Origin of the sequence: Streptomyces sp. NPDC047043 (assembly GCF_040644055.1) — a bacterium.
Classification (GTDB): Bacteria; Actinomycetota; Actinomycetes; order Streptomycetales; family Streptomycetaceae; genus Streptomyces.
This window is the reverse complement of sequence record NZ_JBEYVO010000047.1, coordinates 70036-93245: the sequence shown is the minus strand read 5'-3', so window position 1 is coordinate 93245 and position 23210 is coordinate 70036. Positions and strand designations below refer to the sequence as shown.

General features: G+C 69.9%; 18 protein-coding genes and 1 pseudogene. 10 read left to right on the top strand and 9 right to left on the bottom strand.

Translation table 11 applies throughout. The features are described from left to right. The 6 genes from ABZ880_RS48660 to ABZ880_RS48635 all read left to right on the top strand — a co-directional run. On the top strand, positions 1 to 333 hold a 333-nt coding region (locus ABZ880_RS48660), incomplete at its 5' end, for a hypothetical protein (protein ID WP_361277496.1). Positions 334 to 428: 95 nt separating this feature from the next. Next, positions 429 to 827: a hypothetical protein gene (locus ABZ880_RS48655; RefSeq protein ID WP_361277495.1), complete on the top strand. Its 399-nt coding sequence runs from the start codon at positions 429 to 431 to the stop codon at positions 825 to 827. After that, positions 824 to 1951 carry a caspase family protein gene (locus ABZ880_RS48650; protein ID WP_361277494.1) on the top strand — a complete coding sequence of 376 codons (1128 nt, stop codon included), beginning with the start codon at positions 824 to 826 and terminating at the stop codon, positions 1949 to 1951. Before ABZ880_RS48655 ends, ABZ880_RS48650 begins: the two co-directional genes overlap by 4 nt. Before the next feature lie 839 nt (positions 1952 to 2790). Continuing rightward, complete coding sequence (locus ABZ880_RS48645) at positions 2791 to 3486, top strand: restriction endonuclease (RefSeq protein ID WP_361277493.1); 696 nt, start codon at positions 2791 to 2793, stop codon at positions 3484 to 3486. Between the two features lie 280 nt (positions 3487 to 3766). Beyond that, a complete protein-coding gene (locus ABZ880_RS48640; RefSeq protein WP_361277492.1) occupies positions 3767 to 4219 on the top strand; it encodes a hypothetical protein in 453 nt (150 codons plus the stop codon). 240 nt (positions 4220 to 4459) lie between these two features. Further along, positions 4460 to 6874, top strand: coding sequence for a hypothetical protein (locus ABZ880_RS48635; protein ID WP_361277491.1), 2415 nt, complete (start codon positions 4460 to 4462; stop codon positions 6872 to 6874). A 142-nt stretch (positions 6875 to 7016) separates the two neighbouring features. Here ABZ880_RS48635 and ABZ880_RS48630 read toward each other — a convergent pair whose 3' ends face one another. Next, complete coding sequence (locus ABZ880_RS48630; protein ID WP_361277490.1) at positions 7017 to 9083, bottom strand: NACHT domain-containing protein; 2067 nt, start codon at positions 9081 to 9083, stop codon at positions 7017 to 7019. A gap of 229 nt (positions 9084 to 9312) precedes the next feature. Then, on the bottom strand, positions 9313 to 9909 hold the full coding sequence (locus tag ABZ880_RS48625; protein ID WP_361277489.1) for a hypothetical protein: 597 nt from the start codon (positions 9907 to 9909) through the stop codon (positions 9313 to 9315). A 269-nt stretch (positions 9910 to 10178) separates the two neighbouring features. Here ABZ880_RS48625 and ABZ880_RS48620 point away from each other — a divergent pair, with 269 nt between their 5' ends. Together ABZ880_RS48620 and ABZ880_RS48615 are read left to right on the top strand one after the other, a co-directional pair. Beyond that, a complete protein-coding gene (locus ABZ880_RS48620) occupies positions 10179 to 10814 on the top strand; it encodes a hypothetical protein (RefSeq protein ID WP_361277488.1) in 636 nt (211 codons plus the stop codon). A 112-nt stretch (positions 10815 to 10926) separates the two neighbouring features. After that, positions 10927 to 14028 carry a tetratricopeptide repeat protein gene (locus tag ABZ880_RS48615; RefSeq protein WP_361277487.1) on the top strand — a complete coding sequence of 1034 codons (3102 nt, stop codon included), beginning with the start codon at positions 10927 to 10929 and terminating at the stop codon, positions 14026 to 14028. Here the strand turns inward: ABZ880_RS48615 and ABZ880_RS48610 are convergent. The 3 genes and pseudogenes from ABZ880_RS48610 to ABZ880_RS48600 form a co-directional block, all read right to left on the bottom strand. After that, a complete protein-coding gene (locus tag ABZ880_RS48610) occupies positions 14015 to 14578 on the bottom strand; it encodes a hypothetical protein (protein WP_361277486.1) in 564 nt (187 codons plus the stop codon). The genes ABZ880_RS48615 and ABZ880_RS48610 overlap by 14 nt on opposite strands. Before the next feature lie 276 nt (positions 14579 to 14854). Continuing rightward, a pseudogene (locus tag ABZ880_RS48605) lies at positions 14855 to 15136 on the bottom strand (DNA mismatch repair protein MutT); the annotation flags it as partial. Positions 15137 to 15170: 34 nt separating this feature from the next. Beyond that, positions 15171 to 16571, bottom strand: a complete 1401-nt coding sequence (locus ABZ880_RS48600; RefSeq protein WP_361277485.1) for an oxidoreductase — start codon at positions 16569 to 16571, stop codon at positions 15171 to 15173. Between the two features lie 554 nt (positions 16572 to 17125). Between ABZ880_RS48600 and ABZ880_RS48595 the strand changes: the two genes are divergently transcribed. Both ABZ880_RS48595 and ABZ880_RS48590 read left to right on the top strand, forming a co-directional pair. After that, complete coding sequence (locus ABZ880_RS48595; protein WP_361277484.1) at positions 17126 to 17815, top strand: restriction endonuclease; 690 nt, start codon at positions 17126 to 17128, stop codon at positions 17813 to 17815. Next, positions 17812 to 18699 carry a hypothetical protein gene (locus ABZ880_RS48590; RefSeq protein WP_361277483.1) on the top strand — a complete coding sequence of 296 codons (888 nt, stop codon included), beginning with the start codon at positions 17812 to 17814 and terminating at the stop codon, positions 18697 to 18699. The genes ABZ880_RS48595 and ABZ880_RS48590 overlap by 4 nt, the downstream gene beginning before the upstream one ends. A 215-nt stretch (positions 18700 to 18914) precedes the next feature. Here the strand turns inward: ABZ880_RS48590 and ABZ880_RS48585 are convergent, their stop codons facing one another. From ABZ880_RS48585 to ABZ880_RS48570, 4 genes are all read right to left on the bottom strand, one after another. Beyond that, positions 18915 to 19319: a hypothetical protein gene (locus ABZ880_RS48585; protein WP_361277482.1), complete on the bottom strand. Its 405-nt coding sequence runs from the start codon at positions 19317 to 19319 to the stop codon at positions 18915 to 18917. 21 nt (positions 19320 to 19340) lie between these two features. After that, complete coding sequence (locus ABZ880_RS48580) at positions 19341 to 20105, bottom strand: hypothetical protein (protein WP_361277481.1); 765 nt, start codon at positions 20103 to 20105, stop codon at positions 19341 to 19343. 559 nt (positions 20106 to 20664) lie between these two features. Continuing rightward, a complete protein-coding gene (locus ABZ880_RS48575) occupies positions 20665 to 21420 on the bottom strand; it encodes a response regulator transcription factor (RefSeq protein WP_361277480.1) in 756 nt (251 codons plus the stop codon). 494 nt (positions 21421 to 21914) lie between these two features. Further along, positions 21915 to 23186 carry a hypothetical protein gene (locus tag ABZ880_RS48570; RefSeq protein WP_361277479.1) on the bottom strand — a complete coding sequence of 424 codons (1272 nt, stop codon included), beginning with the start codon at positions 23184 to 23186 and terminating at the stop codon, positions 21915 to 21917. Positions 23187 to 23210 lie beyond the last annotated feature (24 nt).

Below are 23210 nucleotides of genomic sequence, written 5' to 3'. Positions count from 1 at the left end.
CACCTCCACCTCGCCACGGTAGAAGTACGACGGCACCGCCACACGTCAATCAGCGTCTTCCCAGCTCAGCTATCCCTCGAAAGGAACCGCACCCAACTCGAACTACGCCAACTCGGCTGGGTCGGACACGACACCTGGAACCAATGGCGCCCCGGCATTCAAGGCCAACTGGGCCAGTGGCCCGTCGCCGGCGAATGGGCCCCCATCCGCGATGGCCAACGCGCACCGCACCAATTCACCCTGCTGCGCCAACTGGACGCCCACCCCGACTACGACCCCTACCGACCCCGCCGCTACATCGGCCGTCTCACCCGCAAATGGCGAGGCCTGTAAGAACATCCTCGTCACGCCTCCCCCTGTCGGCCACGAAACGGCACTTCCCTGCCATGGCGTGCCCGAGTCCTGTCGGCTGGGCAGGATCCAGCGAGATGATGCCCGGCAACGGGGAGCGGGGAGGGAAGCTGGTGCAGTTTCAGATACAGGTGCCGTCCAGCCGTCAGGAGAGTGAACTGCGTTCGCTGCAGGGGTGGTTACGCCACGAGCCGGCGACGCGCGCAGCAACGGTGTCTCTGGGCGGGAAGACGCCCGCGCCGGGCTCGATGGGGCAACTGTTCGACGTGCTGGAGCTGGTGACGGGAAACGGCTGGAGCGCAGCGTCGTTCGTGCTGTCGGTCCTCACCTGGCGGCAGACCCGGCCCAGGCCGCCGCAGGTGGTGATCCGGCGCGGTGAGGTGGAGATCAGCCTGGCCGAGGGCAGCGAGGAAGAAGTACGGGCGCTGGTGGCCGCTCTGGAGCAGGGCGATGACACACCACGGCCCGCGTCGTGAGCGGGCTTCCCGATCCGGCGCCGTCGCGGGCCGTGCTCATCGGGGTCAGCGGCTACATGCATCTCGAACCGCTGCCGGCGGTGGCGAACAATCTGCCCGCCCTGGCCGACGTGCTCACCAGTGACGGCTCGTGGAATCTTCCTGACGGAAACTGCACCGTGGTGGCCGAGCCGGACAGCACCCCGGCGATGCTGGACGCGGTGCAGCAGGCCGCCGAGGTGGCCGAGGACACGCTGCTGGTCTACTTCGCCGGCCACGGACTGCTCGATGGCCGCGGCGAGCTCTTCTTCGGGCTGTCCCGCTCCGTCGCCGGGCGCAGTCACACCGGCGTGACCTATCAGGCGCTGCGCGAGATCCTCACCGACGCCCGGGCCCAGCGGTTCGTCATCATCCTCGACTGCTGTATGAGCGGGCGGGCGCTGGGCTCGATGAGCAGTGACGAGATGCTCGCCGACCAGGCGGAGATCGAGGGCAGTTACCTGCTGGCGGCAGCCCCCGACAACGGTCTCGCGCTGGCACCGCCGGGCGCGACCTATACGGCGTTCACCGGGGAACTGCTGCACCTTCTGCGCGACGGTATTCCCGGCACTGCCCGCGACCTGGACTTGGACCTGGTCTACCGGCACCTGCGCACAGCGCTGAGTGCACGCGGGCTGCCGCGGCCGCAAAAACGCGTCCGCAACACCGCCGGACGGCTCATCCTCGCCCGCAATCCCGCCTACCGGCCGGCACCGGCGAACGGGCCCGCCGACCCGGCCAGCACCGCATGGCCCGACCCCGAACAGTGCCACACGCCGCGCGCGTTCCTGGAGGCTCTGGCCGAAGTGAGGGCCGTCAGCGGCCACACCCTCGGCGCGCTCAGCCAGCGCGCCGACCCACCCATCTCCGCGGGCAGCATCAGCGCGCTGCTCAACCGCACGACCCTGCCCAGGACCTGGAAGACCACCGCCATCTACCTCACGGCCTGCGGTCTGCCGCCCGAGCAAGCCGAGGCCTGGAAGACGGCCTGGCAACGGCTGCGGGCCACCGAGCCGGCGACCCGCCCCGCCCCCACAGCCACCGGCACCAAACCCGCTACCCGCGGGTGGCGGGCACGCCTGGGCCGCGGCAAACGCAGAGCGTAAACCCGGCTGGCAAAGCCGCGGTTACCGGCCCGCCGACGCCGAGGAGGCAGGCGTAGAGGGCCGGTCCGTCGTGCCCTGGGCATCCGAGCCATGGGAAAACAGCCCCATCCACGCACCCACCACCAGCAGACCACCCACCACGATGGCCGTGGACTTCTTTCCCGGCTTGCTCTTCGAACCGCCCGAAGACCGGTTCACCCAATGCCCGGCCCGGTAGTACTGCCCTGAACGCCCCGCCACGCCAACACCCCCGAAACGAAACGGCTTCTGGCCGGCGGACCGTCCGCCGCCGTCACGGAGTGTCGCAGTCACCCGGCCGATGAGATAGGAGATACACCAAAAATGGCCGATACACGCCATCACAACAGGTAACGAGAGGTATACGGGCCTGCTACGAGCGGGACAGCTGAAGCACCCGAGCAGCCGCACCACGCACCCGCCACACCACTTGCTCCCTGCCTGGCGCACGCCGCCAGCCGCTGTCAGACCGGACTCGCACCGCCATGCCTCAGCATCCCCGGCCTGGATGACGGCCAGTCACGATCTGATCCACTGTCAGAGCCCGATGCCACGATGAACGCTTCCAGCGGCACACGCCACGAGGGGAGCCAGCTCATGCCCCGAACCCGTCCCTGTGTGCGTCCCCACCGCACACCGGTACGCCGAAGCACACCCACAAACGCGGATACAGGCCGCCAGACACGGCTCTTAACCGCCGGCGCGTGGACCTCCACAGCACGGCAAAGCGCGGCCGTTTCCGTGCACCGAGGAGCCATGGATCCGTTGCCTCTTCGCACAGCACGACCGCTGCCAGCCGCCTGCCGGCCGGCAGGCGAGGAATGGTGACACGCCGGCCTCCCGCCCGGCGACGTCGCCCCACCAGGCGTCAACGGCCGTCCGACGCAGCGCTGTGCGCGATTCTGGCCGCGGCAGCCGCGACCATCGCCCTGGCGACGAAGGCGGCCGTCTGGCTGGCGGCCCACGGATGGGTGCTCCTCCCAGGTGTGGCGCTCGCCGCCGCAGCCGGCGCCGGTTGGGTGTACCGGCGCCGTCGGCAGGTCCAGCGGCAGGCGTTACAGGCACAGGAGCTGCGCTACGCGCTGCCCCGGCTGGACGCCCTGCACCACAGCGAGTTCGAACACGCCGTCCAGGCGCTGCTGCGCCGCGACGGCTGCCGTAACGCCGTGCGGGTCGGCGGCAGCGGCGACCTTGGCGCCGACGTCACCGCGACCGACCCCTACGGCCGGCGCTGGGTCATCCAGTGCAAACACCGTCATCACGGCGATGCCGGCGCCCCCGTCGGCACCCGGGATCTGCAGATCCTCAACGGCACCGCCCGCCCCGTCCACCGGGCCGACATCGCCGTCCTGGTCACCAACGGCCGCATCACCGCCCCCGCCCGCACCTTCGCGAGCCAGCAGCGCCTGCATCTGGTCGACCGGCGCCTCCTCGCCAGCTGGGCGAGCGGCCCCCACCCCCTCTGGCACCACCTGGGAACCACTCCCCCACCCCCACGCCACGCGCCCCCACCCTGAACCCGGCGCCCTCCTGCCGTCTGGACCACGGCCGGCAGACAGGGGGTGGCGGCAAGCGCGGGCTCGTCTAGCCGATGACTGGCCGACAGGGGCCTCGTCGGCCCCAACCAGCCGCATATCCAGGGATGTTGAAAGGGAAGGAGTGGTGGGGCGGGTGTGCAGGCAATCGCCCCCATGCCCGCGGTCAGCGTGAGGGGAGAAGGGGGGCACAAGCATGATCGCAACATTGGTCGCAGGTCTTTCCGCCCTGGGCGGTGTAGTCCTGGGAGGCTGGCTTTCCATGCGCAACCACGACCGCATGGCGCAGCGCGAGCATGAGCGGCAGTGGCGCGAGGTCCGGCTGCGGTTTTACAACGACTTCTTGGCAGCGCACCGCAAGTACGTGGCGTTCGTCGTGGAGCCGACCGCCCGCATCACCGCGGCACCCCATCCCCGCTCGCCGGGTCGCTTGATGCCGTTCTTCGACGAGACGGGACGGCCCTACAAGGAGACACTCGAGGCCGGATTCACCGCCATGCGCCTGGTCGCGCTCCGCCCCGCAACGGTCGGCACGGCTGTTGAGATGGTCACCCACGCACGCCAACTCGCCGCCGCCCGCGCCACCTGCAGCCCAGCGGACCTGCCCTCCAGGGTGTTCCAGCAACTGTGGGACGCCGAACAGGACTTCCTCAACGCCATCCGTGGCGAGCTCGGCCTGCAACCCATGCCCCGTGACCCCACCCGGAGCGCGTAACCGTCAGCCGCAGCGGCGACCTCTCTGACACGGCCGCCGTGCGCGCCCTCGTGTCGTGCGGGCGTGGCGTCCCCTGGCCGTCGCCGGTGCAGCGGGTGCGTGAGCGCAGGGCCGTGTCGAAGATCCCGCTGATGCACCCCGCCTTGCGTCTTTCTGCGTGCCAAAGACGCAGAAAACGATCGGTGAGCAGGCGAAGATGAATGACGAGCGGACACAAGACAGTGGCGGGAGACCAGTCGGGTGCCGGATGAGCAGACACAGCGTGCCGCGGCGCGGCGCGATGTGCTGGGCGCAGGGCGTCTGGGGCAGCCGATCGCACGGTGCAGCCCGCTCGATCTGGAGGTGCACCCGGCCGGATCCCCACCGCGCCGTGCCGGCCGGCAGGGTGTCCGGGAGGCGCTGCTGCCCGGCTATGTGGTGCGCGATCATGACCGGGTGCTGGCCGAGGTGGTCCGCGAGGCGGCACGGGGCCGCAGTCACCTGGTGGTGCTGGTCGGTTCGTCCTCGACCGGGAAGACCCGGGCGTGCTGGGAAGCGGTCCAACCGTTGGCGCGGCGGGGGTGGTGGTTGTGGCATCCCTTCGCCCCGAGTCGGGCCGAGGCGGTGCTGGCCGGCCTGCAGACGGTGCCGCCGTGCACGGTGGTGTGGCTGAACGAGGCCCAGCACTACCTCGGTGATCCCCTGCTGGGTGAGCAGATCGCTGCTGCGCTCCATGGTGTGTTGACCGATGCCGGCCAAGGGCCGGTTCTCATCTTGGCCACGCTGTGGCCGGAGCTCGTCCAGCAGTACATGGCGCTGCCCCGGCCGGGCGAGGGGGATGCGCACAGCCGGGTGCGGGAACTGCTCGCCGCGCGGATGCTGTCGGTGCCGGAGGCCTTCGACGAGGAGGCGCTGCGCGCGGCTACCGCACTGGCCGAGGAGGGTGATGTGGTGCTGGCCGATGCGCTCACCCGGGCCGGCACGAGTGGGCGGATCACCCAGGATCTGGCGGGGGCGCCCGAGCTGCTGCGCCGCTACCGGCATGGCTCACCGGCCGCCGCGGCCATCCTCAACGCGGCGATGGATGCCCGACGGCTGGGGGTCGGTGTGCATCTGCCGCAGCTCTTCTTGGCCGAGGCGTGCGTGGACTATCTCGACGACGTCGACTACGTCCAACTCGGCGAGGGCTGGGTGGAGTCGGCGTTTGCTGAACTGACCCGGCTGGTGCACGGCAAGCAGGCACCGCTGCGCCGCATCGTCCCCCGTGTGCGGCACCGCTCCCCCCTCCCCGCACCGGCCGACGGCCTGGCAGACGGCGCACCGGTCCTCTTCCAGCTCGCCGACTACCTGGAGCAGCACGGCCGGGCCACGCGCCGCAGGCTGTGCCCGCCGGCCTCGTTCTGGGACGCTGCCGGGCAGCACCTCTCCGGCCCGGACGACCTCGATGGCCTGGCCCGCGCGGCCCGGGCCCGCTACCGCCTGCGGTGGGCTGATCACCTTGGCCGGCGTGCCGCCGAAGCCGGCCAGGTGCGGGCGCTGCTGGCCCGGGCGGCCCGGTGCGCGCGGGCCGCCAACTGGACGGAAGCCAAGGCGCTGTACCGGCGGGCCGCCGACGCCGGCCACCCCCGGGCCTGGGCGCTGCTGGCGGAAGTGCACGAGCAGGCCGGCGAGCCTGAGATGGCCGAAGGCCTGGCCTGGCAGGCGGCCGCGGCCGGCCATGTGAGGGCGCTGGCCCGGATCACGGTGCTGCGGGAACAGGCCGGAGACCGGGCCGGAGCGCAAACGCTGGCCCTGCGGGCGGCCGAGGCCGGCCACGGCCAGCCGCTGCAGCGGCTGGCCGCGCTGCGTGAGACGCGTGGACTGCGCGAGGACGCCGTGGCCATCGCCCGGCTCGCCGCCGGCCATGGCCACGGCCATGTGCTCGCCATGCTGGCTGAACTGCGCGAGGTCGCTGGGGACTTGGCCGGCGCGCAGGCCCTGTACCGGCAGGCCGTCGAGGCCGGCCACAGCTATGCCCTGGTCTGCCTCGCGGTGCTGCGTGAGGAGGCCCACGACCTGGACGACGCCGATGACCTGGCCCTGCAGGCTGCCGCAGCCGGGCACCTGCGCGCTGTGACACTGGTGACCGGGCTGTATACCGAAGCAGGCCACCACGACCGTGCCGAGGCCCTGTGCGACCGGGCCGTCGCGGCCGGCCACACCCAGGCCCTGCTCGTGCTGGCCGGGCTGCGCCAACAGGCCGGCGACCCGGACGGCGCCGAGGAGCTGTACCGTCAGGCCGCCGAGGCCGGCCACAGCCAGGCTCTGCTGTCCGCGGCGCGGCTGCGGGAGAAAGCCGACGACACCCACACCGCGGAGACTCTCTACCTTAGGGCCGCCGACGCCGGCCACCTCTCCGCGCTCACGGCATTGTCCGCGCTGCGGGAGCGGGCCGGCGACCCGGCCGGGGCCGAAGCCCTCGCCTGGCAGGCCGCCGACGCAGGCGCCGCGCACGCCCTCTCGCACCTGGTCACGGTCCGCCGCCGCGCCGGACGCCACCAGGACGCCGACATTCTCGCCCGGCAGGCCATCGACGCCGGCCACATCCCACGGGCCGACTTCCGCCGCAACAGCCCCCACCCCCGCTTCCCCCACGGCCTCGACCCCGACGGCACCCCCACACCCCCCTGGCCCTAACGCCCCGTCTCGCACCCTCCTTTTCTCAGGTCGAGACGGTGATGTTTGGCGATGACGGCACCGTTCAGGGGGTCGTGGGGGACGTCTTCTCGTACAGATGCCCGGTCCAGGATTACTTGTCCTGTGAGTGTCAGGCACTGCGTCAGGGCGTGGTTGGGGGCTGGGGGTGCTGGCGTAGCCAGTGCTGGAGTTCGCGGTGGCGGTACTGGTAGGCGGGCCCGCTGTAGCGCATGAGCCCTGCGGTGACGGCCCAGTCCAGGAACAGGCCGAGCCGGAACGGCAGACGGCGGCGCGAGCAGAGCAGGAACACCGCATACCGTCGCGAAGCCTGCGCACCGGCCATGAGCCCGGCCATGAGCCCGGCCGCAAGCCCGACCGCAAGCCCGGTCATGAGCCCGCTCGCGCGCCCGAACGTGAGCCCGAACGCGAGCCCGAAGGTGAGCCCGATCGCAAGCCCGAAGGCGAGCCCGAGCGCAAGCCCGACCAAGGCGTCGCTCCTGATGACGGCTCGGGCTCCGAGGCTTGCGCCCGGTTGCTGCGCGAGCCCGACCGTGAGCCCGAGGGCGAGCCCGGCCGTGAGCCCGAACATGAGCCCGAACGCGAGCCCGAGCGCGAGCCCGACCACAAGCCCGAGCGCGAGCCCGACCACAAGCCCGAAGGCGAGCCCGAGCGCGAGCCCGATCACAAGGTCTTTGCGTCCTTGAGAAGTTCTGAGCGGGTTGCCCAGGCTCCTGGGGATCCCGGTCGTGGTGGCGACCACTCCAGCCACGACGACAAGTAGGCCGATCATGGCGGCGAGCAGGCCTATTTGCCACTGAGGGGCGGTCCAGGCGAGGGGAAGGGTGGTGAGAACGGCGAGGGCGGTGAGGAGGGCGTCGGCTGCGCGGACGCGGGCGCGTCCGGCGAGGGGCCACAGGTTGTGCAGAACGACGTCGGTGGCCTCCGCGGCCGCGGGGGTTGTGGCGTTGAGGCTGCCGGTGGGGTCAAGGTGGGTGGTCAGGTGGTGGAGCCAGCGGTGGACGTCCTGCGGCGTGTAACCACGGGGGTTGGGGACAATGCGGGTGGCGGCGGGGATGTACCGGGCCAGGAGGTGGCGGTCCAGGGCGTCATCGTCGGGGAGGGCGAGGAGTTCCGCGGGGTCGCCGTCGTGGTGGTAGACGGTGGCGGTCAGGCAGAGCCGCCAGGGGGTGGACAGCACGGCCGCCAACGGACCGCTGGGGTGGGCGGCCAGGTGGTCGAGCAGGGGCCGCCAGCGGGCCGCGTCGAGGGCACGGCCGGTGAGGTAGGCCCGGGCGTTGTCGGTGTCGACGGGCGCGACGGCGATGCGAGCGGCGTCCAGGACCTCAGTGTGCCCGGCAAGGGCGTCGTAGTGCCGGGTGCGGCAGGTCAGGATGAGGGGCCCGGCGTCGCGGCCCTGCTGGTAGGCGTTGAGCGCGCGTACGACGGCGGTGGCGCGGGGCGCGACGGGGTCGGGGGAACCGTCGGGGGCCAGGGGATCCATCTCGTCCAGGCCGTCCAGGACCGGCAACACCATGCGGTGGTGGACCAGACCGGCGGCGAGGTCCGGAGGCCAGTCGTAGGCATCGACCAGCCGCTGCTGCAGGAACTCGGGCAGGGACTGGCGTTCGGTGTCCCACAGCGACAGTGGAATACGCACCGGGACGGGGGCGTCCTCGGCACGGCCGTCGATGAGGGCCAGCAGCAGTTCCAGGGCCAGTACGGTCTTGCCGGCCCCTGCGGCGCCGGTGACGACCAGGCGCAGCGGCCGGGTGGAACGGTAGTAGGTGACGATGTCCGGCAGTGTCACCGGGCCCGGGCCGCCTGCGGTCAGCCGCCCGGGGGCCGCAGCGGGGCGGACCGCGGCCGGGTGCAGGGTGTAGGCGAGGTCGATACGCCGGGTGTCATCACCCAACAGCTGCCGCCACACCACGCTCTCCCCGGCCTCGACCTGGCCAGCCAGCGTCGCCGCCCAACCGCGGGCGAGCTCGGCGTCGTTGCCCTCGACCCGCTTGCGCAACGCCACGACCGCGGCCACGACTCCGGCCACGCCCAACGGAAGACCCAGCAGGCCGGCGGTGTCGGCCGGCTGCAGACCGCCGTGGAGGATCTGCCGCACCGCGTACACGGCGCTGACCCCGAACAGCAGGGCGCACACAGCCCCGATCAGCCGCCAGTTGCGCCGTTGGCGGCGCCCCCCGAGTCCTGCCATCTCCCGATCATCACGACCGCTCTCCCGCTGCACAGCCGACTTCTCCCACCTGTGACCTATCACCGGGGGTGCGGCTCTTTTGAAGGGATGATCGGTTCGATCCCGCGGACGTTCAGGGAACGTCTGGCACCTGGCGCGCAGAAGGTCGGGGCGGACGTCGGCGAGGCCGAAGGCCCTCTTGAGGCCTCCCATGAGGGCGTGTTCGATCCGGTAGACGCGGACCTGGTCGTCAAGTTCGAGCACCTTGGTCCGGTTGTCCGGTCCGATCCTGCGCCGGACCGCGCGGACGCTGGTCAGTGCCCCGCCGATGTTCCCCTGCGGGATCGGTGTCTCGGAGGGGGGCGATGAAGTGCTCGCGGATGTCGTCGTCGGAGGCGGTGCCGCCAACTTCGACCACGCGGCGCAGTACGGCGCGGGCGCCGGGCATCACGGCGGCGACGGTGTCGAACAGCGGCCGGTCCGTCCAGCCCTCCCGGAGATCCTCGCCGCTCAGGTCCGCAGGGTCCGGCCGGGGCTCATGCGCCGGAGCGTCTGGCCAACTGCCCGCCACGGCGGCGGTGTTGAGCCCGTAGGCGGCCTGCACGGCCGCGATCGCCTGCTCGTACGTGTCGGTCTGGGTGTCGAGGGTCAGCTGCACGCCCTCCCCCTCCGCGATCTCCTCCCCCATCCTGGTCCCGGCCGGGGAAAGTCCGAAGGCGTTGCGGCGAAAGTCGATGACAGCCGCCCGGACCTCCTTCGCGCCGGCCCACTCCCGCCGATTGTCGCGTCTCGGGCAGCCATCGGCGGCGCACCAGCTCCTCCGCCACACGGCCAGGTCCTCCGGCACCGCGTGGATGCTCCCGATCGGGGTGATTGGGTCGTGCCCGTCGGCACGCCTCCGCTGCGCATGAGACTGTCCCCGTAGCCGGTTCAGCGAGGGAGAAAAGGCGGTTGGCCTGCGGAACAACCTGCTCCGCCGGTCCGTACTATCTCCACACACCAAATCCCGTGCCGTGATCCCGCGCCGTCGTACCACGCACGCGCATCACTCCCCCGGGCTCGCCGCGGCCGCCGCACACCGCCTTTCGGCGGCACCCTCAAGGAAAGGTCAACTTCATGTCCGAGACAACGACCGCCTCCACGGAACTGACCTCGCAGTACACCGCCCAGGTCACCAACGACCTCGAGCGCAACCTCAAAGAACAGGAACGCGTCAGCGCAGAAATCACCGCGCTGCAGCAGCAGTTGGCCACCCTGCAGCACGACCACACCGTGCTGACGAACATGCAGCAGGCACTCGGCATCACCCCCCTGCCTGCCGAGCCCCCCGCGCCCGAGCAGGCCACCGTGTCCACTCCCCGCAAGAAAGCCGCCGCGCGCACGCACACCACCGCTCGGGCCAAGAAGACCACCGCTGCACCCAGCCGGGAACAAGCCCGCAAGCCGGCCAAGAAGATCCGCGCCGCAACCTCAACAACGACACAGCCCTCGCTGATCGAACTGATCCGCCAACACCTCGCCGAACAGAGCGAACCACGCTCCACCATCGAGATCACCGCCGCCCTCGACCAGGCCCACCCCGACCGCGGCATCAAGAACACCGTCGTACGCACCACCCTCGAAAACCTCGTCGCCAAGGGCCAGGCCCAGCGCACCAAGCAAGGACGCTCCGTCTACTACGCCACCCCCGACACGCCCCAGCCCACGCCATCCACCCCGGCCGAGGCGCAGCAGGAAACAACCGAAGACTGAGCCGACTCGCGCAGTCGGCGGGGACGGCCAATCCAGCCTGGCCGAGGCGGTGTGCACCGCCCAGCCTTGTCGCGACAATGGGCACCAACGCACACCAAGCCGGGGGACAGAAGTGCACAATGCAGCCGAGTGGGGCGGAGAGCATCCAGCACTGGGGGCGCTACGTGCCCAGCTGGCCGACGGGCTGGCCCGAGCCGGCCTGGACAAGACCCAACTCGCAGTCCGGGCTGGGCTGGGCCGTACCACGGTCCATCAGGCCTTCCAGGTCGGCGGACCAGCCCCCTCTGCGAAGACCGTCGCCGCTCTCGGCCGCGCGTTGCGCCTCCCCACCGATGAGCTCCTTGCCCTGCTGCGCGCGGCTGCCACCCCTCCACCAGAAGCGAAGCCGGTGCGGGGCCGACCGATCGCCGAATGGGACCCCCACGATCTGGAGGTGCATCCGGCGGGATTCGCACCTCGCGTGCACGGCGGCAGCGACGCGCAGAAGCTACCCGGTTACGTGGCACGGGACCACGACCGTCTCCTGGCCGCTACCGTGCAGGACGTCCTGCGCGGCGGTAGCCGGATGGTGGTGCTGGTCGGGTCATCGTCGACAGGGAAGACAAGAGCATGCTGGGAAGCTGTGCAACCGCTTGCCGACAAAGGCTGGATGTTGTGGCATCCGTTCGACCCGAGCCGGGCGGCGGCCGCGCTGGACGAGTTGCACCGGGTGGGTCCGCGGACCGTGGTGTGGCTGAACGAAAGCCAGCACTACCTGGGTGACCAGCGGGCCGGTGAGGAGATCGCCGCGGCGTTGCACGCGTTGCTCATCGAACCCGCGCGTGGTCCGGTGCTTGTGCTGGGCACCCTGTGGCCCGAATACGCCCGCCAGTACGCTGCCCGGCCCGAGCCGGGCAAGCCTGATCCCCACAGCCGGGTCCGGGAACTGCTCACCGGGCGTACCGTCACCGTCCCCGATGCCTTCGACGCCCGGGCCCTGGCCGCCGCTTCCGTGCTCGCCGAAGCGGGGGACGGACTCCTGGCCGAGTCCCTTGCCCGCACGGTGGACAGCGGCCGTCTGGCGCAGGACCTTGCCGGTGCGCCCGCGCTGCTTGACCGTTACCAGCACGGCACACCGGCTGCGAAGGCCCTGCTCGAAGCGGCAATGGACGCCCAGCGACTGGGGCACGGCCCCTCGCTGTCCTATGGGCTCCTGGCGGAGGGCGCCGAGGGTTACCTGCCAGACGAGGAATGGGGCCTTCTCGCGGAGGACTGGCTTGAGGCGGGTATGGCCTACGTCGCCGCACCCCTCACCGGAATGCGCGGAGCCCTGGTCCGCAGGCGTCCTCGTGCCCGCCGCACGCCTGGTCTCGCCGCTCCCAGCGCTCTTCCCCAGTACCGACTGGCTGACTATCTCGACCAGCACGGCCGGCACACCCGGCAGGACGAACCGGTGCCCGCCACACTGTGGCAGGCACTGCTCACCCACGGGGACAGAAGCGGCTTTCTCGCCCTGGGTGAATCGGCAGAGGCCCCCGGCCTCCTTCGCATAGCGGCGCGGTTCTACGCGGAGGCGGATGGTGGCGCAGAGAAACTGGCGAGCCTCTTGAATTCCTGCGGGCGGCAGGAGGAAGCACGCCCCTGGTGGATCCGCAGTGTCTCGGAGAACGGCGAAGGCTATGCCTTGGGTCGCGTGGTGGAGACGGCACCCTCTGGGACACCGGAAGAGGCCGAATCGATCCTGACCTGGTGGTGGGAAAACGTCCCCAAGGACAGAGCGCAAGGAACCCACCTGAGCACCCTCATCCGGCGCCTGGGCCCGACGGACGATCCAAAGACCATGATGTGGTGGCGCAGGGCCGCCGAACAGGGGCACCCCGAGGCCGAGGCGATACTCGTCGACCACCTCCGCGAGACGGGGGGTCCCGACGCGGTGCTGACGTGGTATCGGGATCGCTGTACGGACAACCGCTGGTATCGGTGCAAAGCCGCCGACCTGCTCGTCGAGCTGAACCGCCCCGAGGAGGCCATATCCCTGTTGTCGGCCTCGGACGAGGACGACAGCGACGCCCATCTCCGACTCGGCAGATTGCTGTTGAGCAGCGGGCAAGGGGAGAAGGCGGTCGAGTGGCTGGCCAAAGCCGGACGAAACCTCACGGGATTTACCGGCGCACAGGCTGTACAGGAGTTGTTTCGCATCGGGCGAGACGATGCGGCTCTCGAGGTTCTGGAGGGCCTTCTGGAAAGCACTGCGGACGCTGACGACGAGGCGGTGACCGACGCCGCTCGCCTGCTCGAGGAGGCCGGACGCCACGCCGACGGCGCCGATTTCTGGCGGCGCGCGGCGGCCGCCAAGCATCCCAGTGCCTGGGTCTGTCTCCAGTACGCCAGATCGCTCGCCAGGAGCAACGAGCTGCCCGAGGCTCTCGTGTGGTACCAGCGCGCAGTAGAGGGAGGCGAGCGCCGCTTCCTGCAGGCCATCGACCAGTGGGAAGCCGAACTGCTGGCCTCCCAGGGCAAAACCGAGGCAGACCTGACGCAGTGGCGGCTCACGTACGCGGCGACCACCCATTTTCTGGGCAAGCCCCTGCGACGGTGGAACGCCCCGCTCGACGAGAAACTGACCTGGCTGTTCCGGCTGACCGAGCGCGGCCACCCCAGCGCCATGGGCTACGCCATCACAAGACTCTGCGACGCCGGCCGCGAAGTCGAGGCCTTGGAGTGGGCGCTGAGCCTGGCAGAGCGCGGACACGACCAGGCGCCCCGTGAGGTCGCCGAACTGTACGCCCAGGCCGGCGAGCTGGACCTGGCTCTGCAGTGGTGGGAGCGAAGCGCGCGGGACACCAGCTACACGTACGGTGCTTACAGAGCCGCGGGCGAGGCGCTCAGGGACGCGGGCGACCTGAAAGAAGCCGTGAAATGGTTCCGCCGTGCGACCGAGGCCGGCGACGTTGACCTCCTGTGGCTCACCGTCGAGGGGTACGAGACCCTAGAGCGCCATGAGGAAGCACTCGCATGGCTGTGGCAGCTCGCAGTGCGTGGGTGGGGCCCCTGTCTCCGTCTGACGACTGACGTGCTTGAGCGAGGGAGCCGCGAACAGGAAGCAGAACAGCTACGGCGCTACGGATGGGAAGCCGACGGGTCCACTGCGACCGCGTGGACGGCACCTCCTCCCGTCTGGCCTGGTTCGATCCCAGCGATCGTGGACCCGCAGTCCGCTGCTACGGCGCGGTGACAGCAGCGCGGGCGCTGGCGAGAAAAGCATTGCGGGCGGCCGTGTACTGGGCCGACGTCGAAGGTGGTGCGAGCGTGTTGTGGAGGTCCTCCGCCGCCGTGACGACTGTGTCAGGACCTTCCAGTCGCACGAGGTTCAGCGCTTCGTGGACGGCGTTCACGGCATCCAGATACTCCTGTCTCAGGGTTGTGGCAGCGGGAGCGCCAAGGGCGTTCTGGTGAGCGGTTCGGGCCTGTGCCGCGGCTTCGGTTTTGCCGAGAAACGCCACGTAGGCCGTGCGACGTACGTCCCGCTCGACGGCCCGTGCCTGCTCGGTAAGAGTCTGCTGGGTGACAACGAGTTGAGCGTCGGCCTGGCGCTGCCCCGCAGCCCACGCCGCATCAGCCTGACTCTTCCCCGCAGCCCACGCCGCATCAGCCTGACGCTGCCCCGCAGCCCACGCCGCATCAGCCTGACGCCTGGCAGCCAGCCACGTGAGCACCCCGGTCACCGCACTGCCCCCGACAGCAGAACCAGCAGCGATCAACGCCGTCGCAATCTCCGTATCCACAGGTCAAATCCCCCCACCATCCCAACGATCCACGGAGCCTACCGACCCCGGCCCTTGCCACGCAGTGCCGTGCGATGCGACGGTGCGCCCGCATGATGACCTACGGGTTCCAGCGCGCCGGTTGCCGCGCCGGTGGCGAACATGCGCGGGACGATCTCGAGGATGCGGATCGTCCGACCCGCAGGAGCGTCGGTGGCCAGGCCCTGGCATAGCCGCCGGCCAGCACCAGCCGGTAGTCCTCCCTGCCGCGGACGGCAGACAGCACCGAGCGAGTGTCTACTTCCAGCCGCACGGGGAGACTTGCGGCCCGCCACCGAGATACCGGTGCAGAGCACTGCCGGTGGTGGCCACGAAGTCCTCGGGGATGGCGTTGATGTCGACCCACCGGACCTGAGCGTGCAAACGCGGCTCCCGGTTCTCCGGGCCGTTCGTGAGCCGCAAGACGATGGTGAGGAATCCGCCTGGCGCTTCGACGCCCCACACGCCGTGGATGACGTGGGCCATCTTCAGCGCGTCCGGTTTCACGGTCAGACCGGTCTCCTCATACAGCTCGGGTATCCACGGACGGTGATACAGCCAGGCGTAGGACGCGTCATCGCCGAGGGAACTTCAGTTGAGCTGCCACGCCGTTCTCCCCGACTGCCCAGCACCCTGCGTGTGGCGAGCAGTTGATACCCAGCAGGACGGTGCTGTCGAACCGCCTCCAGGACCGGCCGCCGTCGAAGCTCACGTCACTCCCGCTGATACCGACGGTAACTGCCGTCTCTCCTCGGCCCCAAACCCACGCGACGCTGCCGCGGAACCCACCAGGTGTGTCCGCGAGAGCCCAGGACTTGCCGCCGTCAGAAGTGCGGGCCGCAAAGCCTTCGTCGAAGTTGCTGACGTTTCCACCGACAGCCAGGCCGTGTCGGCGGTCCCGGAAGGCCATCGAAGCGATGCCGGTGCTCGCAGGTATCGGTGTGTCCGCCACCGTCCACGTCCGGCCGCCGTTTCGCGTATGGAACACCTGAGGACTGTGAGGGGTTCCCGTCTGGATTCCCGCTGTCCCAAACCATGCGTCGTTGCGGCCTTGTGTCACCAGGCAGGTGCCGCTCGCCAGCGCGCCGTCGCCAGGTACCGCGGCCGGCATGCCGCGGGTCGGAGCCAAGCGCCAGGTGCGGCCGCCGTCGACGGTGGCCTGGATGGGGAGGAACTCACTGCCCGCTGTGTCGCCCACTGCCAGGCCCCGGCGGTGGTCGAAGAAGGCCATGCAGTCGTACAGCGCGTCGGGGCTCGGGTTCGGGTCACGGAACACCAACTGCCAGGAAACGCCCCCATCAGCGGTGCGATAGAACCGCGTGGGTCCGGGCTCCCTGGGCACCGCCAGCACGAGGGCATGGTTGCGGTCGAACGCCTCGACGTCCCGAAACTGGTAGAGCGTTCCCCCGGGTGGAGTGACGTCCTGCCAGGACCGGCCGCCGTCCACACTCCTCAGCACCGTTCCATCATTGACGGCGCCTCGAAATCCGCCGCTGGAAGCCCAGATGACAGAGCGATCCACGACGTCGACTGCTCTCAGAGCGTGGCGTGTGGCGGTCTTCGTGAAATGCCACGAGGGCAACCCCGCCGCGCGGGCAGAGACACCCGGTGCAGGCGTCGCCGCCGAAACAGCCAGGACGATCACCAGCCCAACGAACGCGTACACGCGGAACATTGACCTGCGAGCCAGAACACCCATCCCGCGGAGGCTAGTTCCGAACGGCTGGAATGAACACCCACAGGACGGACCAATCACGACAAAGAAGTCGATGAGGCGTTGGAACGGCGACCGGTGACTGACACGGCCGCAGCAGATGGCGCCCCGGCCGTGCACCGAGGAAGAGGCGTGGCAGATGTCGGCTCGGGTGTCCCGGCACTCCAACACCACGCTGCACGACGTGGCGGAGGCCGTGGCTACGACCACCACCTCGGGACAGTCCGGAGCCTCCACCGATCCCAGCGGTTCACTGGACATGGGCTGAACGCCACAGCGTGGGTGGTGCAGCGCACGGCCGGAACCTTCCAACCATGGAGGAACAATGGTCACCGACCCGCCCCGGGTCCGGAACAACCAGGTGGGCTTGTTCCCGCTTTCACTGACGCCATCGGTGTGGTGGTCAGGCCGCGAGGGCGACCTCATACTCGGCGTGACTGCGATAGCCGAGGCTGCCAGCGCAGATCCCCGCGCACCCCCGCCGGAACCACACCCCGGCAGCCGGCAGACCCACCATGCCCACTCCAGGGCCGTCGGCCTGACGCGTTGTCAGAGGCCGATGCGACGATGAATGGCCCAGCCGGCAAACAGCACAAGGGGGAGACCGCCCATGCCCCGGATCCGCTCTCGCGCGCACCCGCACGCGGTAGGCCCCGCTCCCCCGCGGGCACGGTCCGCGCCGCGTAACCCATGGCCACCGACACACAGGCCCCTACAACTCCAACGACACCGCAGAGTAAAACGGTTGCCGCGCACACAGTGGCCTCAAGCCCGCTGCCGCATCCAGGCAGCCACCCCTATCCGGGTGGCCGACAGTGACCCGGCGGCCTGCCCCACGCCGCCGACGCGGCAGGCGCCAACGGCCGTCCGACACAGCCCTGTTCGCCGCCCTGGTGGCGGCAGCCGCGGCCATCGCCCTGGCAACGAAGGCCGCCGTCTGGCTGACGGCCCACGGATGGGTGCTCCTCCCAGGTGCGGCGCTCGCCGCCGCGGCCGCCACCGGATGGACGTACCACCGCCACCGGCAAGCCCAGCAGCGGGCGCTACAGGCACAAGGTCTGCGCTACGCCCTGCCCGAGCTGGACGCCCTGCACCACGCCGAGTTCGAACACGCCATCCAGGCGCTGCTGCGCCGCGACGGCTGCCGTAACGCCACACGGGTCGGCGGCAGCGGTGACCTCGGCGCCGACGTCACCGCCACCGACCCCTACGGCCGACGCTGGGTCATCCAGTGCAAACACCGCCGAGGCGGCGACACCGGCGCCCCCGTCGGCACCCGTGATTTGCAGATCCTCAACGGCACCGCCCGCCCCGTCCACCACGCCGACATCGCCGTCCTGATCACCAACGGCCGCATCACCACACCCGCCCGCACCTTCGCCCGCCAGCAGCACCTGCACCTGCACCTGTGCCGGTCGGCTCGAACGCGCGTCCCATGGCCAAGTGGCAGCAGGAGTGGGATATTTGGCGACAGACGGCGAAATAAGCAGGAGGATCCGCTATGAAGCTCCAGAGCATCGAAGGAGGGCGCGGAAGGGTCGCGATCGACGTCACAGCGCGGGGACTGGCCAGTCCGAGGCTGGTGGAACGCAAGGTCCTAAAGGAACTCCGCCCCATTGAGGGCCTGCTCGTCGAGCTGTGTGAGCAGGGCGCCGCTGACTTCGCTCAGCGCCTCGTCGACGAAAAGACTCGGCACCTTGCAGCCACCGCGCGGCTGATCAATCCTGACGCGCCTGAGATGCCGTTGGAGCTCTCCACGCTCTACGTGGAGGCGGACAAGAAAGAGTCAGGGGCATCACGTATCGCCCGGGAGATACAGATCAAGCAGATGCCTCGCGGCAAAGCAGAGTTCGCGCCCTTCACAGCCGAACTGGACGAGGCACTGTGGCAGTTCAGTCCGTATGGGCTGCAGCCGAAGGACGGGCTGGGGGACTCTTGGTCTGGGAAGCCGCTCTTGGGTGGTGGCGCATCTGAGACGCCGTCCCGCTCCCCTCTCCCCTTCCCGTACACCGGCAAGAAGGAGGCTGCTGAACAGTACGCGATACGCGAGAGCGAGCACGCATGCGTCAGCGGCTTCTTCACCCACCTGATGGAGCAGCGGGACGAGATAGTGGAGAAGTCCGATGCGTATCCGCTGGAGACGGACCATCCTTGTGCGGTCCTGGACGCACCGCCCAGCCCGGTGCAGCACACGACGATCATCGAGGGACCGGTGTCTGTCTACAAAGGGCCCGTCTTCTACGGGGACGTCATGGACTCGCAGCTGGCCTGGGACAACAACGGCCCCGTCAACCAGACACAAATCTTTGAACCGGCCACTCCAGCACCCCCGGCCTCCGGCCCGCTCGACTTTACGACGGTAGCCTCGTGGAAGAAGCGGGACAGGTGACCGACAGCAAGACCCGCTGCTGCCCTTGAACGGCCATGCTCTTCAGTCGGCGGCACCCCTGTCCGATCAGGAAGGCCGGTTTCAGTGGCCGCAGTTGCACCCCGCGCAGCTTCTCCGTGATCAGGGGAGCGGCTGCGCGTGAGGGAGCTGGCCGGCGAGTCCTCGTCGGCGGTCGTGGTGGCGTGTCCGGGGCGGGCAGGACGACGGCATTGTTCTCAGGGCAGTACCCGGTAGAGGTCGCTCACCACGGTGTGGGCCAGTTCGGCGCTACTGCTGCCGACCCCCGTCGCCATCCCGGTGACGGCGCCCGCGGACACGGCAACCAGGGTGTTCCTGATGCGGCTGACCAGCGTCCGCAGTCGTCCCTCGTCCGGCCGCCGGCTCGACGCCTGCTGGACTACCTCATCGGCGTCACGACGCAGCGTCGCCTCGCGCTCCGCGGACAGGTTCAAGTCACCCAGTGCAGGGAGCAGTTGCTGCATGATGGCGATGAGCCGGGAGCAGGTCTCCTCACTCAGGCCTGCCCCCAGATACTGGCGCTGATCTACCCGTTCGTTGCCGAACGCGATCTGGCTGCCACTGATGGGGCCGTGGAACTGGGGTCCGCTCGTCTCGTTCATCGTCGACCTCTCCTCAGGTCTTCAGGCCACCGCGGAGGTGTCCAGCCCGGCGCGTGCGGCCCGGATCCGGACCAGCGATTCCGTGGTCTTCTGGCCGGCCGGCGAGTCACCGGCCCGCCTCGCATCACTGAGTACGGTGATGATCTCGTCCAGGCCGGCCCGGACCAGCACAAGATCGGGACGGGTGCCGGCCAGGTGAGCGTCGAGGTCGTCGGCACGGCGCCTGATGTCCTGCTCCGCAGCATGGCCAAGATGCATGGCTGGCAGGTCGGCCCTGATCTCCTCGAGCACGACCTTCACATGCTGGCAGGCAAGGGTGGCCTGCCGCGGACCACTTGGCAGTGTGTTGCTCGTCGGCGAGAGCGGCGACGTGCCGACGGGATCGGCGAGGTGTGTGCGCCGGCTCGCCTGAAGAGATTCACGGAAGCTCTGGGTCGTGCGCCTGAGGTCGTCGCCGCATTGCCGGGCCGCTTCCTGGATCTCCTTCCGGATCTGCGTTACTCCGCCCTGGTTGCCGATGGCGACCTGCGAGCCATGGATTTCACCGATGTAGGTGGTGTTGTTGATGACCGTGGTCGAGGCCGGCGAGGTTGTCCCGGTTGCAGGCGCTTCGGCAGGAGCCGCCGGCGCACCCGCACTACGGTGGACGGGATCGAACCGCGTTTCGGGCCTCCCACCGCGCGTCTGGCTGCCCGGGCTCCGTGGAGCGTGTTCCTCGTAGGGCGCCCCGCCCGGCGTCCGCGGCTCCGCCCACTCCGGCTCACCGTGCGATGTCCGACCGCGCAAGGGCAGATCCTGCTCACGGTATGAAGCCGGACTGCGCGCCGGCAGATCCTGCTCACTGGCTGGAGTCCGCGTGGAGAGAGACGACTGACTGGCGGGTTCCGCGGCTGGTGCAGCCCGCCATTGCGGCACCGCTGTTGGCTGATGTTGGACGCGCATGGATGGCAAGGTTCACCCCGTCGTGTTCGCCCGTCAAAATGCAACGGGGACAGGCACGTTCAAGGCCGAATGGGCCGTTCGGCGAGTGTGACACGCTGAGTACACCAAGCCCGCGCATGTGAGCGCCGAGAGATCGCCTACTCCCACCGCACCATCATCAGCACTATCTGCCGCTTCGTTCTTCCACAGACAAACGGAAGAAGCGTGGGGGAATTCAATACAGTTGAGCACCGGCCCGCCGGATCAGGCAGCGGTCCGAGTCCGCCTCTGGACCGTCCCATAACTGCTGCTCTTGAGTGAGACGCTCTGAGCACTTCGCAGATCGCGCGCGCCCCGGACAGCTGTGTGGGCCGCGCCCTCCCACGTGTCGCCCGCCCTGGCCCGGTGCACCGCTCACTGCGCCTCATCCCGTCGGTGTCTCGCGTGCCGGCGGGACGCTGCCGGGTGCGACCAGACCGCTCTGGTAGGCGACGGCCACCAGTTGGGCTCGGTCCCGGGCGCCCAGCTTCATCAGCAGGCGGCTCACGTGGGTCTTGACGGTAGCGTCGCCGATGGTGAGGTGGTCGGCGATCTCCGGGTTGGTGAAGCCGTGGGCGATCAGGACGAAGACCTGGCGTTCCCGGTCGGTGAGTTCGGCCAGGCGCTGTGGGGCGGGCAGGCGGCCTTCGGGGCGGGCGGCGAACTCGCGGAGCCGGTTGGGCGTGACGACCGGGTTCAGCCAGGCGTCCCCGCGGGCCAAGGTGTGGACGGCGCGGACGAGTTCGGCCGGAGCGGCGTCCTTGAGCATGAAGCCCGAGGCGCCGGCGCGCAGGGCGGCGTAGACGGCTTCGTCGAGGTGGTAGGTGGTCAGGATGAGGACCTTGATGGGTCCGTCGGGGTCGGTGGAGAAGTGGTCCGCGGTGATGCGGCGGGTGGCCTCCACGCCGTCGATGTGCGGCATGCGGACGTCCATGACGACGACGTCGGGCTTCAGTTCGCGCGCGGTGGCCACGGCGGCGGCGCCGTCTGCCACCTCGGCGACCACGTCGATGTCGTCTTCGCTGTTGAGCAGCATGGCGATGCCGCCGCGGACGAGGAGTTGGTCGTCTGCCAGGAGTACGCGGACGGGCCCGGGGGCGGCGGGATCCGGGCCTTGGGGCGGGGGCGGGGTGTGGGGCACGGCGGTATCCAAGGGTTGCGGGCGGCACGCGGATGGGGTGTGCGGCACCGGTCAGGATGCTCCCGGGCCGCGGGTGGGGTAAGGGGGTGGGGCACCGGGACGGTCCCCCCGTGTACCGTCCCGGTGGGCTGGTGGGTGCTCAGACCGGGGTGGGTATGAAGACGCCCGGTGCGAACCAGCTCATGCTGATGTAGAGGCCCTGGCCGCGGTCGAGGGCGCGCAGCGCCTCGTGTGTGCCGGCCACGAAGAGCCAGGCGGATCCACGGCTGTGCGGGGCTGGGAATGCTGCCGCCGACGGCGACCACCAGTTCGTTGACCGTGTCCGCGGCGTCGAGGATCTGCCGCAGGGTGTCGTGGTCGATCTGCAGGTGAAAGCCCCACCAAAAGACCCGTACCGTCACGCCGGGCGCCCCGGCGGCGGCCGGTGTGGGAGCGGAGTGGTCCACCACCGTGATGAGGGGTGTCGGGGTGGTGAGGAGGGGGCCGTGTTGCTTTCAGGCGCTCTGGCACAGCGGCGGCAGGAGTCCGTCGCCCGGCCAGAAGGGCTGCTGAGCCGTAAGGCCGGTGAGGAACAGGCCGACCTCGGTCAGGACCTTGGTTCGGTCGTCCGGCCCGTACATCGTGAACTCCCCTGCTGCAGCGTCGAAGGCGCGCACCTGGCTGGCGGGACCGGTGCAGATCAGGGCCCGGGCGACTTCGGGGAGTCCGAGGCTGAGGGCGTCGCACCTCTGTGTCTGCACGAGGTGTACCAGGTCGATGGTGACGCGCTCCCAGTCTCCGACTGTCGGCCAGTCGGCGCCGCCGTTCAGTTCGTGGGTGAGGGTGGCCAGCGGGATGATCTCGCCAGGCTGTCGTCCTTGGGTGAGGAGGTCGTGGATCCGGGTGCCGTCGGGCTGGAGTACCCGCGGGTGGAGCAGGGTGTCGGCGGCCACGAGGGTGGTGTTGATCTCCTGGGTTCCGGGGCCTGGGTAGTAGGGCTGGTGCGCGAAGAGCAGGTAGACGGCTGAGGTGCGGGTAGCGGTGTTGGGATCGGGCATGACGAGTGCTCCTTCCAGTGGTGAGGTGCCGGGCGTGTGTTGAGGTGTCGACCGGAGGCCAGGCGGCCGCCCCGGCTTGCGGGCCTGGTCGGTGTTGCCCTGCCTGGCCTGGGCGGGTGCGTGCTTGAGGATCTGGGCGACCTGGTCGGCAAGCTGGAGCATCAGCCGTTCGCGGGCGACGAGTTCGCATGAGGCTGAGCGGGTGTCGTGCATTTGGAGCAGGTCGGCGGCGTCCCACAGCAGGTGTTGGCCAATCTCGGCCGGGCGACGCAGTTCGTAGCGGTCGCTGCTGGCGGCGGCCTGGACGAGGCAGGTGTGCAGGGCTGCGAGGCGCTGGAGGTAGCGGCAGGCGCTGGCGCCTTCGACGCTGCGGACGTGTTCGCGGCTCCGGGCGTCCAGCGTGGTTGGCAGGTGCTCGGCGAGCAGTGGCACGAGCACGATCGCTGGCAGGGCGACGTCAGCGGGGATGCCGTCGGCCATGGCGAACAGGCCGGCGATCAGGCTCAAGAACGCGACCGCGACGGTGACGAGGCGCAGCGAGCCGGGGATGCCGGGGGCCAGGCCGATGCGCCGGGCGGGGCGCCTGGTCAGCCAGCGCAGGGTCAGGCGCTGCGCTGGCGTGGCCGATGGCGTGAGGACTCCGATCTGGTGGGGGAGTTCGGGCCGGGAGCCGTCGCCCGGCATCGTCCAGGCGAACCAGCCCCACCGGGTGCGCTCGTAGACGAGCACGGGTTCGCACTCGGCTGTGCAGGT

Bases quoted from the DNA above. Each gene is read 5' to 3' on its own strand.
- ABZ880_RS48655 (WP_361277495.1), top strand. From the start codon at position 429: ATGATGCCCGGCAACGGGGAGCGGGGAGGGAAGCTGGTGCAGTTTCAG.
- ABZ880_RS48590 (WP_361277483.1), top strand. From the start codon at position 17,812: ATGAAGCTCCAGAGCATCGAAGGAGGGCGCGGAAGGGTCGCGATCGAC.
- ABZ880_RS48630 (WP_361277490.1), bottom strand. From the start codon at position 9,083: ATGGCAGGACTCGGGGGGCGCCGCCAACGGCGCAACTGGCGGCTGATC.
- ABZ880_RS48645 (WP_361277493.1), top strand. From the start codon at position 2,791: ATGGTGACACGCCGGCCTCCCGCCCGGCGACGTCGCCCCACCAGGCGT.
- ABZ880_RS48620 (WP_361277488.1), top strand. From the start codon at position 10,179: ATGTCCGAGACAACGACCGCCTCCACGGAACTGACCTCGCAGTACACC.
- ABZ880_RS48640 (WP_361277492.1), top strand. From the start codon at position 3,767: ATGCGCAACCACGACCGCATGGCGCAGCGCGAGCATGAGCGGCAGTGG.
- ABZ880_RS48600 (WP_361277485.1), bottom strand. From the start codon at position 16,571: ATGTCCAGTGAACCGCTGGGATCGGTGGAGGCTCCGGACTGTCCCGAG.
- ABZ880_RS48585 (WP_361277482.1), bottom strand. From the start codon at position 19,319: ATGAACGAGACGAGCGGACCCCAGTTCCACGGCCCCATCAGTGGCAGC.